The sequence below is a fragment of the Ensifer sp. ENS09 genome, from assembly GCF_014852425.1.
Classification (GTDB): Bacteria; Pseudomonadota; Alphaproteobacteria; order Rhizobiales; family Rhizobiaceae; genus Ensifer.
This window is the reverse complement of record NZ_JACVBP010000004.1, coordinates 74,965-89,027: the sequence shown is the minus strand read 5'-3', so window position 1 is coordinate 89,027 and position 14,063 is coordinate 74,965. Positions and strand designations below refer to the sequence as shown.

The 14,063-nt window shown below is 62.4% G+C and carries 15 protein-coding genes; 12 read left to right on the top strand and 3 right to left on the bottom strand.

Going from position 1 to position 14,063, the window contains the following annotated elements:
* Positions 1-10 precede the first annotated feature (10 nt).
* Positions 11-613 carry a TetR family transcriptional regulator gene (locus tag IB267_RS20895; protein ID WP_043611063.1) on the bottom strand — a complete coding sequence of 201 codons (603 nt, stop codon included), beginning with the start codon at positions 611-613 and terminating at the stop codon, positions 11-13.
* Between the two features lie 263 nt (positions 614-876).
* Between IB267_RS20895 and IB267_RS20890 the strand changes: the two genes are divergently transcribed.
* From IB267_RS20890 to IB267_RS20865, 6 genes are all read left to right on the top strand, one after another.
* Positions 877-1,854, top strand: a complete 978-nt coding sequence (locus IB267_RS20890) for a DUF808 domain-containing protein (RefSeq protein ID WP_192449381.1) — start codon at positions 877-879, stop codon at positions 1,852-1,854.
* A gap of 45 nt (positions 1,855-1,899) precedes the next feature.
* Entirely contained in the window at positions 1,900-2,295 is a 396-nt protein-coding gene (gene speD, locus IB267_RS20885; protein ID WP_192449380.1) for an adenosylmethionine decarboxylase, read from the top strand.
* Positions 2,296-2,361: 66 nt separating this feature from the next.
* A complete protein-coding gene (locus tag IB267_RS20880) occupies positions 2,362-3,213 on the top strand; it encodes a DUF350 domain-containing protein (protein ID WP_192449379.1) in 852 nt (283 codons plus the stop codon).
* A 12-nt stretch (positions 3,214-3,225) separates the two neighbouring features.
* On the top strand, positions 3,226-3,888 hold the full coding sequence (locus IB267_RS20875; protein ID WP_192449378.1) for a hypothetical protein: 663 nt from the start codon (positions 3,226-3,228) through the stop codon (positions 3,886-3,888).
* The gene (locus tag IB267_RS20870) at positions 3,885-4,121 is read left to right on the top strand and encodes a hypothetical protein (RefSeq protein ID WP_192449377.1); all 237 of its coding nucleotides are present in this window, start codon (positions 3,885-3,887) and stop codon (positions 4,119-4,121) included. The genes IB267_RS20875 and IB267_RS20870 overlap by 4 nt, the downstream gene beginning before the upstream one ends.
* Positions 4,118-5,677: a polyamine aminopropyltransferase gene (locus tag IB267_RS20865; RefSeq protein ID WP_210335952.1), complete on the top strand. Its 1,560-nt coding sequence runs from the start codon at positions 4,118-4,120 to the stop codon at positions 5,675-5,677. The genes IB267_RS20870 and IB267_RS20865 overlap by 4 nt, the downstream gene beginning before the upstream one ends.
* A 38-nt stretch (positions 5,678-5,715) precedes the next feature.
* On the opposite strand, the gene speB is transcribed toward IB267_RS20865, so the two are convergent.
* Positions 5,716-6,669 (bottom strand): agmatinase, encoded by a 954-nt coding sequence (gene speB / locus IB267_RS20860; RefSeq protein WP_192449376.1) that lies wholly within the window; start codon positions 6,667-6,669, stop codon positions 5,716-5,718.
* Positions 6,670-6,909: 240 nt separating this feature from the next.
* Here speB and IB267_RS20855 point away from each other — a divergent pair, with 240 nt between their 5' ends.
* From IB267_RS20855 to IB267_RS20840, 4 genes are read left to right on the top strand one after another with little or no spacing between them, the layout of a single operon-like run.
* The gene (locus IB267_RS20855) at positions 6,910-8,016 is read left to right on the top strand and encodes an extracellular solute-binding protein (RefSeq protein ID WP_210335951.1); all 1,107 of its coding nucleotides are present in this window, start codon (positions 6,910-6,912) and stop codon (positions 8,014-8,016) included.
* Between the two features lie 29 nt (positions 8,017-8,045).
* Complete coding sequence (locus IB267_RS20850) at positions 8,046-9,113, top strand: ABC transporter ATP-binding protein (RefSeq protein ID WP_371742602.1); 1,068 nt, start codon at positions 8,046-8,048, stop codon at positions 9,111-9,113.
* Positions 9,114-9,122: 9 nt separating this feature from the next.
* Positions 9,123-10,025, top strand: coding sequence for an ABC transporter permease subunit (locus tag IB267_RS20845; RefSeq protein ID WP_192449375.1), 903 nt, complete (start codon positions 9,123-9,125; stop codon positions 10,023-10,025).
* 10 nt (positions 10,026-10,035) lie between these two features.
* Positions 10,036-10,833 carry an ABC transporter permease gene (locus tag IB267_RS20840; protein ID WP_192449374.1) on the top strand — a complete coding sequence of 266 codons (798 nt, stop codon included), beginning with the start codon at positions 10,036-10,038 and terminating at the stop codon, positions 10,831-10,833.
* 54 nt (positions 10,834-10,887) lie between these two features.
* Here the strand turns inward: IB267_RS20840 and IB267_RS20835 are convergent, their stop codons facing one another.
* Positions 10,888-11,772, bottom strand: a complete 885-nt coding sequence (locus IB267_RS20835) for a LuxR C-terminal-related transcriptional regulator (protein WP_192449373.1) — start codon at positions 11,770-11,772, stop codon at positions 10,888-10,890.
* A gap of 384 nt (positions 11,773-12,156) precedes the next feature.
* On the opposite strand from IB267_RS20835, the gene IB267_RS20830 reads away from it, so the two are divergent.
* Together IB267_RS20830 and IB267_RS20825 are read left to right on the top strand one after the other, a co-directional pair.
* The gene (locus tag IB267_RS20830; protein ID WP_192449372.1) at positions 12,157-12,534 is read left to right on the top strand and encodes a cupin domain-containing protein; all 378 of its coding nucleotides are present in this window, start codon (positions 12,157-12,159) and stop codon (positions 12,532-12,534) included.
* A gap of 53 nt (positions 12,535-12,587) precedes the next feature.
* Positions 12,588-13,943 carry an FAD-binding oxidoreductase gene (locus tag IB267_RS20825; RefSeq protein WP_210335950.1) on the top strand — a complete coding sequence of 452 codons (1,356 nt, stop codon included), beginning with the start codon at positions 12,588-12,590 and terminating at the stop codon, positions 13,941-13,943.
* Positions 13,944-14,063 lie beyond the last annotated feature (120 nt).

Sequence of the window (14,063 nt, the reverse complement as noted above, 5' to 3'; positions counted from 1 at the left end):
AATATTTCTGCTAAACTTTCAATGCGTTAATCGCGAACTCGACCAACTCTTCGGGGCTTGCACGGTTCGATTTACTCAGACACTGGGCGACCATTTGCGGGTGACAGAGCGTGACGGTCGCAGCCCCGAAACAGCGGGACGCGGCATCGGCGTCCTGGTCGCGGAACTCGCCCGCGGCAATGCCTTCGCGGATGACGTCGGCGAGAAGCGCGTCGATCCGGTCGATATGCTTGTCGATGACGTGCCATTCGCGCTCGATGGCAACGATCACCATCTCGTGCACCTTGGTATCGTCGAGCATGAGCTCCACCGTCATGCGGTGCTGGGCATGGACGTAGCGGCGCAGGCGCTCGCTGGCGGTGAGCGGCAATTGGCAGATTTCCTGCGCCTGCTGGTAGCTTGCTGCGAGCATCCGCGCGCAAAGCGCCTGGTGGATCTCAGCCTTCGATGCAAAGAAGCGGTAGATGTTTGCCGGCGACATGCCGAGCTCGCGGGCGATGTCGGCCACGTTGGTCTTGCTGTAGCCGAAATGCCGGAACAGGCCCTCCGCCGCATCGAGGATGCGCGTGATGTTGTCCTGCCGTGTCTGGTCGACGACGATATCGTTGCTCACCGGATCGCTGGCCTTTCGATTTACGACTGACGAATTTTGTATTTCGTCAGTCGTAAATCGAAACGAGGTGTGCGTCAATGGCACAGGCCGGGCAACGCGATCACGTTTGAAGACCAGAATGGCCGGCGCCGGACCGCCGGAAGCCTCCGCGATGTGAGACCGCGATTGATGCAACCCCGACGGCCGTTGACTCGACACGCTATGGTGGTTACTGGCGACTTAACCGCCGCTTTTCGGATTTCTCTCAAAGGGTTCAGCCATCAATGGCCACAGGTCTCATCGCCCTCCTCGACGATATCACCGCGATCGCCAAGATGGCTGCCGCCTCGCTCGACGACGTCGCCGCCCAGACGGTGAAGGCCAGCACCAAGGCTGCGGGCGTGGTGATCGACGACGCGGCGGTGACGCCACGCTATGTCGTCGGCCTGACGCCGGAGCGGGAGCTGCCGATCATCGCGCGGATCGCCTTCGGCTCGCTCAAGAACAAGCTGCTCTTCCTTCTGCCCGGAGCCCTTCTGCTCGGCTACTTCGCCCCCTGGGCGATCACGCCGCTGCTCATGGTCGGCGGCATCTATCTCTGCTACGAGGGCGCCGAGAAGCTCTACGGCGCGCTCTTCCCCCATGCCGCCCATGCGCATGAGGAAGCCGTGCTCGGCGCAACCAGCGATCCGGCAGCACTTGAAAACGAGAAGGTTGCCGGCGCCATCCGCACCGACTTCATTCTTTCCGCCGAGATCATGGCGTTGACGCTCTCGACCGTTGCCGACGCCAGCATCTACATGCAGGGCGCGGTTCTGGCCGGCGTCGGCATCCTCATCACGCTCGCCGTCTACGGAGCGGTCGCTCTGATCGTGAAGGCCGACGACGCCGGCGTCGCGCTTGCCAAGAACCCCGTCTCGCTCCTGCGCCCGCTCGGCCGCGGGCTCGTGCTCGGCATGCCGGTCTTCCTCAAGCTGCTCGCTGCCATCGGCACGGCCGCCATGCTCTGGGTCGGCGGCAGCATCCTCGTGCACGGCATGGCGCAGATGGGCCAGGCCGGTCCGGAACATTTGATCCACGACATCTCCGAGCACGTCGCCCTGGCGCTTCAGGTCGCCCCCGGCCTCGTCGGCTGGCTTGCAACCTCGGCGCAGCAGGCCCTGCTCGCCATCGTCGTCGGCGCCGCGACCATCGTCGTCATGGGCAACGTCGTCGCGCCGATCTGGAGCCGGCTGCGACCAGTGCGGGATCAGCGCGGCTGAAATCATCGGCTTGATAGCGCTCCCCCCGCCTGAAGGGCCAAACGCATGGCTAAAGACAACAGCGGATACCGCCCCGCAGGAACGCACCTGCTGCTCGATTTCTGGGGGGCGACCGGGCTCGATGACGCCGTCGGCATCGACCAGGCCCTGCGGGAGGCTGCCGACGCCTGCGGCGCGACACTGCTTGACGTGCGCTTGCACGAGTTCGGCGGCGAGGGCGGCGTGACGGGCGTCGCCTTGCTCGCGGAATCGCATATCAGCGTCCACACCTGGCCGGAGACCGGATATGCGGCGCTCGACGTTTTCGTGTGCGGCGGCTGCGATCCGAGGGATGCCATCGCCCCGCTCAAGCGACGTTTCAACCCGACGGATATCAAGATCACCGCGGTCGCCAGAGGTTTCGAGCCACTTCTTTCAGCCGAGAGTTGCATCGCATCTTGAACGACGACGCGAAGCCGCATAAGCCTCTCCCAGCATTTTCACAGCCTACGATCTAACGGGCCTTCCATGGACTTCAGGAACTTCGTTTTCGACGATGTCGCGCGCGCGCCGGCATTCGTCCTCCTCTATCTCGTTCTGTTCCTGCTTTCGAAATGGCTGAAGGGTATGCTCCGGCCCTATGACATCGATCACGAGCTGGCTTCGAAGGACAACCAGGCGATCGCGATCGCGACCAGCGGCTACTATCTCGCGACAGCCATCATCTATTGCGCTGCACTCGTCGGTCCTTCAAACGGTCTGACGCAGGACCTGCTTTCCGTCGGCGGCTATGCATTGCTCGGCCTTGTCATGCTGAACCTCAGCGGCTGGATCGTCGATGCGGCGATCCTGCGAAAGTTCAGCGACACCGAACAGCTCGTCCACGAGAAGAACACCGGCGTCGGAGCGGTCCATTTCGGCGTCTACTTTGCCACCGGCCTGATTGCGGCGGGCGCGATATCGGGCGAAGGCGGTGGCGTTGTATCCGCCGTCGTCTTCTTCGTGCTCGGGCAGGTTTCCCTGTTCGTCTTCGCCTTTGTCTACGAGAAGCTTTCGCCCTACGACATCCACGACGAACTGCTGCGCAAGAATTCCGCAGCGGGCGTCGCCTTTTGCGGCCACGTGATCGCGCTCGCGATCATCGTGATGAACGCCTCGGCCGGCAACTTCAGCGACTGGAAGAGCGACCTGCTGCAATTCGCGACCGCGAACCTGATCGCCTTCATCTTCCTGCCGGTCATCCGCGTGGCGATCGACCGGTCGATCATCCCTGGCCAGTCGCTGGCGCGGGAAATCCGCGACGATGGCAATATCGGCGCCGGCATCCTCGAGGCGTCCAGCGCCATCGCGTTCGCCACCGTTCTCGCATTTCTGTTGTAGGCGGGCGCAAGCGTGGCAGATGCGTATCGCAAACAAACCACCGGCAGCGGGCCGACCATCGCGGTCGGGCTCGATTACGGCCGGATCGCATCGGTTTACATATGCTTCGGCCTATTGAGCCTGTTCACCGCCTGGGTCTTCAGCTGGGAATCGCAGAAGATCTTCACCGGCCCGGCAAGGATGGCGGCGAGCTCGCCGGCGGCGGTCGAAGCGGACGAAGCGGGCGAACGCGTGCCGACGCAAAATTATGAGCTGATCGGCCCCTTCATGGTCACGCGCGCCAACCAGGTCTTCCGGGTTCAAGTGACGGCCGATGTCCAGGTGAACAGGTGGTCTTTCGTCGAAGTGGAACTGCTCGATGCCGAAAAGGACTACATGCTGTCCTTCGGCCAGGAGCTTTGGCATGAAATCGGAGCCGACAGCGATGGCCCTTGGGAGGAGGCCGACGAAATCTATGAAATGAAGCTCACAATTCCGCAGCCGGGCGCATACTACCTGAACGTCAAGGCACAGGGCCCCGTCCGCGCCAACGTGATCAGGGTGGCTATCAGCCGAAGCTATGGCAGCAGCATCCCACACCTGATCTTCGGCATCCTCACGCTCTCGATCGGTCTCCTGGTCAACGAAATCGTCAACCGAACGATTATTCGGCTGGCAACGAGGTTCCGCTCATGACGAACGAGACCAGACGCGTGGTGTATGTCACGGCGACGATCCTGGGCGCGATCTACATCGCCCTCTTCTATTTCGCTCTCGACGGCTATGGCTATTCCGGCCACGGCGGCTCTAGTTCCGGCTCATCGCGCTGGTACTGGGGCGGCCCTGAAACCTACCACGAGCCAAGCAATCGCGCCGGCAGCCTCGACGGAACCAACCGGCTGGGCGGCGGTCCGGAAAGCGGCAAGTGACCGAGATCCCGGAAAAAGCGCCCGATGAACGATCGACAGGCAGCTCCAGACGCTCGCTGACGCTCGTCTTCTGCGCCTTCATCTCCGGGCTGTGCTCGATCATCTACGAATTGTTGATCGCCACCACGGCCTCCTATTTCCTCGGCGACAGCGTGAAGTTCTTCTCGCTGACCATCGGTATCTACATGGCCTCGATGGGGGTCGGGACCTATCTATCGAAGTATATCGAGCGGGATCTGCTGGTCCGCTTCGTCCAGATCGAACTGGCGCTCGCCTTCCTTGGCGGCGTGAGCATTCCGGTTCTCTATTTCGCCTATGCCTGGACGAGCTTCTTCATCCATTTCTATCTGATCTTCACGGTCACCATCGGCGTGCTGATCGGCCTGGAGATCCCGTTCCTCACCCGGCTGATGGAGCGCTACAACCAGCTCAAGGTGAACATCGCCAACATCCTCTCGTTCGATTATTTCGGCGCGTTGATCGCCACCATCTCCTTCCCCTTCTTCCTGCTACCGTTCTTCGGGGTCTACCAATCGTCGCTGCTCTTCGGCTTCGCCAACATGTCCATCGGCTTTGCGGTGCTCCGGGTCTTTGGTGACGAGATCGGCGATAGGTCGCGCCCGCTCATGCGGCTGACGCTTGTCCTGACGGTGCTGCTCGCCGCACTGATCGCACTCTCGCACTACTTCCTCGAACGCTGGGACCAGAGCCTCTACGAAGATCGCATCGTCCATAGCGACCAATCGCGCTACCAGCGCATCGTCCTGACCAAGGATCGGGACGACGTGCGGCTCTATCTCGACGGCAATCTTCAGTTTTCATCGATCGACGAATATCGCTACCACGAGGCGCTCGTTCACATTCCGCTCTCGCTGTCGACGCGGCCGGCCGGCCGCGTGCTTCTGCTCGGCGCCGGCGACGGCCTCGCCGCGAGAGAGCTGTTGAAATATCCCGATGTCCGCGAAATCGTGCTGGTCGACCTCGACCCGGAGATGATCGACCTCGCCCGGAGCAACCCGCATATTCTGGCGCTCAACGGCGACGCACTCGCATCGGACAAGGTCAGGGTCGTTCTCGGCGACGCCTTCGGCTTCCTGCAGGAAAATCGCGCGCCCTTCGATTTCATCATCGCCGACCTGCCGGACCCCAACAACAGCGGGCTCGCCCGGCTCTACAGCAAACAATTCTACCGATTGGTCCGCAACAATCTCGTCCCCGGTGGGCTGCTCGTAACTCAGGCGACGAGCCCCTATTTCGCGCCAACGGCCTTTGCGAGCATCGCGAAAACTGTGGAGGCTGCAGGCTTCGCCAATCTCTACCCCTACCACGCCAACGTTCCCTCGTTCGGCGATTGGGGGTTCGTGCTGGCGAGTGACACTGCTCTCGATCCGGCGCGACCGGCACTCAAGGTGGAAACGCGCTATCTCGACGAAGCAAACTTCGCCAAACACTTCCTGTTCGAGAAGGACGTGATCGCAGACGGGGTCGAGGTCAACACGCTCGATCGCCCCGCCTTGCTCGACTATTACCTCGCCGGCTGGCGGAATTATCGATAGCGCTGCGAAAAGCAGCGCTATCGCCTCAACGACCGGCGCTAGCGCTTGTACTTCACACCCGGCAGAACGCAGAGCATTTCATAAAGCAGGTTCGCCGCGGTGATCGCGGTCGTGCCCGTCGTGTCGAAGGGCGGGCTGACCTCGACGAGATCGGCGCCGACGAGGTTGAGGCCGCGGCAGCCGCGGATGATCTCGATCGCCTGGATGATGGTCAGACCGCCGATCTCGGGCGTGCCGGTGCCCGGCGCATAGGCCGGGTCGAGGCTGTCGATGTCGAAGGTCAGGTAGGTCTTGTGGTTGCCGATCTTGGCGCGGATGCCTTCGATCAGCGGCACCAGCGACTTGTGCCAGCATTCCTCAGCCGGGACGACGGTGAAGCCCTTGTCGCGCGACCAGTCGAAATCGTCAGACGCATAGCCGGTACCGCGCAGGCCGATCTGGAAGACGAGATTGGGATTGAGGCAGCCGTCCTCATAGGCGCGACGGAACGGCGTGCCGTGCGCGATCTTTTCGCCGAACATCGTGTCGTTGATATCCGCATGCGCGTCGACATGGATGAGGGCGACCGGCCCGTGCTTTTCGGCGACCGCCTTCAGGATCGGGTAGCTGATCGTGTGATCGCCGCCGAGCGTCAGCGGAATGCAATCGTGCTTCAGGATCTCGCCGATGCCGCGGGTGATGATCTCCATGTTGGCCGGCAGGTTGAAGGTGTTGATGGCGATGTCGCCGATATCGGCAACCTGCAGGCTCTCGAAGGGTGCTGCACCCGTCGCCATGTTGTAAGGGCGGATCATCACGGATTCCGCGCGGATCTGGCGCGGTCCGTAGCGGGTGCCGGAGCGGTTGGACGCGCCGATATCCATGGGGATGCCGATGAAGCACGCGTCGAGGCCTTCAGCCGACATCGCCGTCGGGAGGCGCATCATCGTGCCGGGGCCACCGAACCGGGGCATGTCGTTGCCGCCGAGCGGCTGGTTGAATTTTTCGTCCATGGAAGTTCTCCCTTTCTGTCGCCGGAACCCTAGCAGCCATTGGCATCAGAGAAATTGCCCTTCGATCGAACGTTACTTCGATCGCGGTCAAACAAACATGCCCGATGCGGCAAAGGCCAGCGTCGATTGCCGTTTACGACGCCGCCGCGTCTCCCGCACCTAGCCAAAGGGAGTGTTGCCCTCCAAGGACCCGCCAATCACTTTGGCGAAAACAAAAATACGCTGTCCTTGGGAGGAACCATGCAAAACTTAACCCGCACCGTAATGCGCTCCATGTTTGCGGCGTCGCTCGTCGCCCTTGCGGCCTCAACGGCGGCCCACGCACAGGACAAGCTGTTCATCTACAATTTCTCCGACTACTTCGCCGAAGACACCGTTTCGAACTTCCAGGCGAAGACCGGCGTCGAAACGCGGGTCGACTTCTACGATTCCCTCGAAGTGCTCGAGACCCGGCTGCTTGCCGGCGGCAGCGGCTTCGACGTCGCCTTCCCGAGCGCCACGGTCGGCGAGCGTCTCATCCAGTCCGGCGCGCTGAAGCCGATCGACGTCACGGCGCTGAAGAACTACGGCAATCTCGACAAGGACCTCCTCAAGCTTGTCGCCGAGCACGACCCCGAGAACAGATACCTCGTTCCCTATATGTGGCTGACGACGGGGGTCGCCTACAACGCCAAGCTCGTCGCCGATCGCCTGCCGGATGCGCCGACCAACAGCCTCGACATGTTCTTCAAGCCAGAGGTCACGGCAAAATTCCAGGACTGCGGCATCGGCATCGTTGACGCGCCGAACGAGGTGATCCCGATCGCGCTCAACTATCTCGGCCTCGATCCCTATTCGACCAGGCCGAATGACCTCGACAAGGCGAAGGAGCTCTTGCTCAAGCTTCGTCCCTACATCCGCCATATGCAGAGCGGCCAGCTCGTCGCCGACATGGCATCGGGTCAGCTCTGCCTGGCGCTGATGTGGAGCGGCGACGCCGGCATTGCCGCGGCCCGCGCCGAAGAGGCGGAGACCGGCGTTGCGGTCGACTATTCGATCCCCAAGGAAGGCACGATCATCTCCTTCGACACGATGGCGATCCCGGCCGACGCGCCGGATACGCAACAGGCGCTCGCCTTCATCGATTATATTCTGGAGCCGAAGACGGTCGCCGCGATCAGCAACCACGTCTTTTACGCCAACGCCAATGCGGCGGCGACGGCAGAGGTCGACGCCGGCATCCGCGACAACCCGAACATCTATCCGCCTGCCGAAGTCCGCTCGAAGCTCTTCGTCGACAAGTCGCTGCCACCGCGCCAGACGCGCGAGCGCACCCGCGTCTGGTCCGCATTCCGGGCCGGCCAATAGGCGAACCGTCAACAGCAGGACCAGATCCCGTGCCATCCTATATTTCGATCGAGAACCTGGCGAAGTCCTATGGCGTCGTCACGGCCGTCAACAACATCAACTTGGGCATCGAGAAGGGCGAGTTCTTCTCGCTTCTCGGGCCCTCGGGCTGCGGAAAATCGACGCTGCTCAGGATGATCGCCGGCTTCGAGACGCCGACCTCCGGCGCGATCAGGCTGGAAGGGGCCGATGTCACCGACGTGCCGGCGCACAAGCGCCCGACCAACATGATGTTCCAGTCCTATGCGCTGTTTCCGCATCTGACCGTCGGCAAGAACATCGCATTCGGATTGCAACAGGACGGGCTCGACAAGAGCGAAATCAGGAAGCGGATCGACGAGGTGGCGGAAAAGCTGCAACTGACCGCGCTTCTCGATCGCAAGCCGGTGCAGCTTTCCGGCGGCCAGCGCCAGCGCGTGGCGCTCGCCCGCGCACTTGTCAAGCGGCCGAAGGTGCTGCTGCTCGACGAACCCTTGGGCGCGCTCGACAAGAACCTGCGCACGGAAACCCAGCTCGAACTCGTCCGCCTGCAGCGCGAGCTCGGTCTCACCTTCATCATCGTCACCCACGACCAGCACGAGGCGATGACTGTATCCACCCGCATCGCCATCATGAAGCAGGGACAGGTGCTGCAGGTCGGTTCACCTTCGGAAGTCTACGAGGCGCCGCGATCGCGCTACGTCGCGAAGTTCCTTGGCGAAACCAACGTGTTTGCCGGTGGACGCGCGGAGCGGAGCGGCGAAGAACTGCGGATCGACAGCGATGAGGCCGGCGGTGGCGTCCGCGCCGCCTTCACCGACCGGGTGGCGCTCGAACGGCCGTTCTGGGTTTCGGTCCGACCCGAACGGGTGGAACTTGCGACTTCGGGCAGCGGCCTCGAAGGCACCGTGGAGCAGCTCACCTACACCGGCGTCGAGCGGCACTATCGCGTGCGGCTGAAGTCGGGCGCGACACTCGACGCGCGCCGGGTCAACCTTGGCACTGAGAGCGATCTCGCGGTCGGCGATCGGGTGTTTGCAAGCTGGCCGCCGCAGGCAAGCCGGCTGCTGGCCGAATAGGAGAGCACCATGACTTCCGTTTCGGCATCGCCCGCAAAGGCGAACTGGGGCAAGCGCCTGCTGATCGCCATTCCCTATACCTGGCTTCTCGTGTTGTTCCTGGCACCCTTCGCACTGGTCGCCGGCATCAGCCTCTCGACCGTGCGGCTCGGCATGCCGCCCTTCGAGCCGCTGACCGCTTGGGACGGATCGATCCTCAATCTCAGGCTCAACTTCGAGAACTTCCTCTACGTTCTCACCGACGACACCTATCTTCTGGCCTATCTGACGAGCCTGAAGATCGCGGCGATTTCGACTGCCGCCATGCTCTTCATCGCTTATCCGCTCGCCTATGGCATCGCGTCCTGCTCGCCGTCGTCAAGGTCGCTGCTGGTCTTCCTGGTGATCGTGCCGTTCTGGAGCTCGATGCTGATCCGCGTCTATTCCTGGATGAGCATCCTCAGGAACGACGGCCTGTTGAACATGCTGTTGTTGAAGATCGGCCTCATCAGCGAGCCGCTACGCATCCTCAACACCGAGACGGCGATCTATATCGGCATCGTCTACACCTACCTGCCCTTCATGGTGCTGCCGATCTATTCGACCTTGAGCAGCGCCGACCGGACGCTGATCGAGGCGGCGCGTGATCTCGGCTGCTCGCGCATCTCCGCCTTCTGGCGGGTCACCTTCCCCTTGAGCCTGCCGGGCGTGCTCGCCGGCTGCGCGCTGGTCTTCATCCCGGTCGTCGGCGAATTCGTGATCCCGGATTTGCTCGGCGGGGCCGACACGCAGATGATCGGCCGCGCCATCTGGCTCGAATTCTTCAACAACCGCGACTGGCCGATGGCGGCTGCGGTGACCATCGTCCTGCTCGCCCTGCTGGTCGTGCCGATCGTCTATTTCCAGTCACGCCAATCGCGCGCGCAGAGTTGAGGAGCAAGCGATGACCAAACCAAGCTGGTTCAATCGGCTGTCGATCCTGTTCGGCCTTGCCTTCCTGTATCTGCCGATCGTCGTTCTTGTCGTCTACAGCTTCAACGGCTCGAAGCTCGTAACGGTCTGGGGCGGTTTCTCCACCCAATGGTATGCGACCGTTCTCAACAACCCCTCGATCATCGAAGGCGCGAAGGTCAGCTTCCTGGTCGCCGCGATCTCGGCGACCACCGCAACTCTTCTCGGCACGCTTGCCGCCGTCGTCATGGTGCGGCTGCGACGCTTCCGCGGCCGGGCGCTCTTGAACGGCATGCTGCTTGCGCCGATGGTGATGCCCGAGGTGGTGATGGCCGTCTCGATGCTTCTGATGTTCGTGACGCTCGGGATCGACCGCGGGCCGCTGACCATCACGCTGGCGCACACAACCTTCACGCTCTGCTTTGCGACCGTCGTCTTGCAATCGCGGCTGGTCGAACTCGACCCGTCACTCGAAGAGGCCGCACGCGACCTCGGCTGCCCACCGGCCAAGGCTTTCGTCAGCGTCGCCTTACCGAACATGATCCCAGCGCTCGTCTCCGCCTGGCTTTTGTCCTTCACCTTGTCGCTGGATGATCTGGTGATCTCGAGCTTCACCACCGGGCCGGGCGCCTCAACGCTGCCGATGAAGATCTATTCGCAGATCAAGTTCGGCGTGACGCCGGAGATCAACGCGATCTCGACGATCATCCTCGGCATCGTCGTGCTGGGATTGGTGGCAGCCCAACTGGTCTCGCGACGCTCCGAACAACGGGTAAGCGCCGCTACTTGAGGTATCTCCGGGGAACAGGTTGTTCTCCGGAATTGCCGACGCAATGCGCGAAGGTCAGTGCGGTCTCAGCGCGCTAGCCGGCGAAAGATAGGTGGCCAGCGGATCTTCAAACGCGTTGCTCGCCGAAGACACGGCGTCGATGAACAGCGAGAACAGTGCCGTCTGCGACGTGACGTCGAGCTTGGCGTAGAGGTTGCGGCGATGCAGTTTGACGGTCGCTGGCGAGATGCCGAGCTTTTCGGCGGCACCCTTGACCGAGTAACCGCGCAGGATCATCTGCGCCACCTGGCACTCGCGGTCGGTCAGCAGGCTGCGGCCAAAGTTCCTGACCGCCTGCGCCAGGGCGCTTTGCAGCGGCGAACCGTCGTCGCCCAGGCTTTCGGGCCTCAGATCGCGATAGTGCCGAAGCACGGCCATGCTGATGAGCGGGGCGGCACTCTGCAGGAAATCCTGGTCTTCGCCACTGAAGGCCGCATGCGCATGGCGCCGCGCCAGCGAGATTGCGATCTTCGTGTCGGCATCTATGCCGATGAAGACGTTGAATTCGTCGTGCAGGCCCGAATGCCGGTAGTAGTCGCGGTAATATTGCGACCGGTCGAAGGACGGATCGATCTGCCGCAGGCGGTAAAGCCCGTCGTCGCCGTTGTCGAGCGCCAGACGGTAGAACGGATCCATCCGGTAAGGCCCCTGCAGGTAGGCGCGAATATCCGATAGACCCCTGTCCGTGCGCCAGTCGTTGTAAAGGATCTTCGGCGCGGCGTCGCGGCGATAGAGGAGCATCAGGCCGGCATCGATCGCGATGTGCCGCTTGAGCGAATGTGTCAGCCGGTCCTGGAAATCCGAGCGGCCCACCCCCTCCATCAGCGACAGCGCCAGATCGCCCACGCCGGACACCTGCTGCGTCGGCGCGCAGACTTTGATGATCGTATTATCGTTCATGTTGTTCTCCTCCAAGCACAGACTAGGTGAAGGTTCGGCCGGTCGCAAGTAACGGATTTTCACTACGGGATTTCCAAAACTATCTTTTGGAGAACCAAAACAACGGGATAGGCGGCGGAACTCCGGCGGGACAAGGCCTCGCGACGCGGGACGAACGTAATGCAGCGGCCCGAACCTAGCCCTTTGGCGTATTCCGACCTGCGGTCCCGGCGCCTAGAAAAATGATGCAAGCCGCACAGTAGATCCGCGGTAGGCAAGGCGGCGCGTGACTGTCGAGACGGCATATTGATCTCGGACATTCCATCGCTCCGCAGAAGAATGAAGCAACGAAACCCTGGCGCGCCGCCGACGACTTGGCGCTCGTCTTTCTGAACTGGAGTGAACATGTCGAAGGTCATCAAACTCGGGCGCGATGGTGTCGGCCTCAACGCGCTCGAAAAATGCTGCGTCGTGCCGCCGGAGGCGATCCTCTCGGGCTTTGCGGACGAACTCGGCGACGTGCATTTCGAAAGCCCCGACAAGGCCGTCGTCATCGGCACATGGCAGTCGACGCCCTACGCGGAAATGCTGTCCTATCCCGATGGCAACGAATACAGCGTCATTCTCTCGGGCAAGGTTGCGATCACCAACCCCGATGGTTCGGTCGAGACCTTTACGGCGGGCGAAAGCTACGTACTTCCAGCCGGCGTCGAGGTCCGTTTCGAGGTGATCGAAACGATGCGCAAGGTCTACGTCCTCTACACCGCCCCTGCAGCGAAGTGATGTGAGGCGTCCCCATGACCAAGGTAAGAAGCAAAGCTCTTGCGGATGTGACGATGAGGCCTTTCTGGCTCGATCGGCCGGATGCGCCTGAGCCGCGAGAGCGGCTGTCCCGACATCTGAAAGCCGACCTGCTCGTCGTCGGTGGCGGTTTTACCGGATTGTGGGGCGCCATCCAGGCAAAGCAGCGCCGGCCCGAGATCGAGGTCGTGCTGATCGAGAAAGGCTCGGTCGCCAACGGCGCTTCGGGCCGGCCGGGCGGCGTGGTTTCTACCTCCGTCATGCACGGCCTGTCGAACGCCGTGCGCATTTTCCCGAAGGACATCGCAGCGCTCGAGAAGCTCGGCCAGGAGAACATGCACGGCTTTCTCAAGACGCTCGAGGAGCATGCGATCGACTGTCATGCCGAATGGGGCGGGGAGCTGACCGTCGCGGTCGACGATGCTCATATCGAGGCGCTGCACGAGGAGCACGAACTTCACCTGAAATACGGCCATCAGGCGGCCTTCCTCGATCAGAGCGCCGTCCGCGCCGAAATCAATTCGCCGCGCTACAAAGCCGGCGTCTGGTCGAAGCATATCTGCGGCACGGTACATCCGGCGTTGCTCGCCTTCGGGCTGAAGCGGGTCGCGCTCACGCTCGGTGTACGGATCTTCGAAAACACCGAACTGACCGGTCTCCAAGACCTCGGCGACCGGATGAAGGCGCACACGCCTTCCGGCAGCGTGACCGCGCCGAAAGTGCTGCTCGCCACCAATGCCTTTGCCTCGGGCCACAGGAAGATCAAAAACAGGGTCGTCGCCGTGCGCGACCGGGTGCTTGCGACGGAGCCCCTGTCGGCAGACCAGATGGCATCAATCGGCTGGAGCCATCGCCAGGGCGTCTACGACACGCGGACCCAGATGAACTACATGCGGCTCACCAAAGACAACCGCATCATCTTCGGCGGGCGCCTCGCCTATGCCTTTGCCGGCGATCCGTTTCCATCGGTCGACCGGGAGCTCGATACCTATGAGCCGCTGGCTGCAGCGTTCTTCGATACCTTCCCGCAGCTCGAAGGCCTGCGCTTCACCCATGCCTGGAGCGGTCCGATCGATCTCAGCACCCGCATGGCCGTGCACTTCCAGCGTTACCACGACGAAAAGGTCGTCTACGCCGGCGGCTATTCCGGCTTCGGCGTCTCGGCCTCGCGTTTCGGCGCGCGCATCGCGCTAGACATTCTCGACGGCTCGAAGACCCCGGAAAGCCGGTTGGATTTCGCCACCAGCCTTCCGAACACGATCCCACCCGAGCCGTTCCGCTGGCTCGGCGCACAGATCACCATGTATGCGCTCGACACCGCCGACAAGTCCGGCGGCTGGCGCAGGCCGTGGCTGAAAATGGTCTCGGCCATGGGCTTCCCGCTCAGTTGAGTATGCGTTTTCCGGCGCTTTCAACGGGCAAGCGGAGCCGAAACCTTCGGCTCCGACACCCGCTGGTGGCGGCGTCGCATCCGGCCCGGGCGCAACGGTGGTAGTAAATCGTTAACCATG

Excerpts from the sequence above, each read along its gene's own strand:
- IB267_RS20855 (WP_210335951.1), top strand. The coding sequence starts at position 6,910 with ATGCAAAACTTAACCCGCACCGTAATGCGCTCCATGTTTGCGGCGTCG.
- IB267_RS20890 (WP_192449381.1), top strand. The coding sequence starts at position 877 with ATGGCCACAGGTCTCATCGCCCTCCTCGACGATATCACCGCGATCGCC.
- IB267_RS20830 (WP_192449372.1), top strand. The coding sequence starts at position 12,157 with ATGTCGAAGGTCATCAAACTCGGGCGCGATGGTGTCGGCCTCAACGCG.
- IB267_RS20845 (WP_192449375.1), top strand. The coding sequence starts at position 9,123 with ATGACTTCCGTTTCGGCATCGCCCGCAAAGGCGAACTGGGGCAAGCGC.
- IB267_RS20880 (WP_192449379.1), top strand. The coding sequence starts at position 2,362 with ATGGACTTCAGGAACTTCGTTTTCGACGATGTCGCGCGCGCGCCGGCA.
- speD (WP_192449380.1), top strand. The coding sequence starts at position 1,900 with ATGGCTAAAGACAACAGCGGATACCGCCCCGCAGGAACGCACCTGCTG.
- IB267_RS20840 (WP_192449374.1), top strand. The coding sequence starts at position 10,036 with ATGACCAAACCAAGCTGGTTCAATCGGCTGTCGATCCTGTTCGGCCTT.
- IB267_RS20870 (WP_192449377.1), top strand. The coding sequence starts at position 3,885 with ATGACGAACGAGACCAGACGCGTGGTGTATGTCACGGCGACGATCCTG.
- IB267_RS20825 (WP_210335950.1), top strand. The coding sequence starts at position 12,588 with ATGAGGCCTTTCTGGCTCGATCGGCCGGATGCGCCTGAGCCGCGAGAG.
- IB267_RS20835 (WP_192449373.1), bottom strand. The coding sequence starts at position 11,772 with ATGAACGATAATACGATCATCAAAGTCTGCGCGCCGACGCAGCAGGTG.
- speB (WP_192449376.1), bottom strand. The coding sequence starts at position 6,669 with ATGGACGAAAAATTCAACCAGCCGCTCGGCGGCAACGACATGCCCCGG.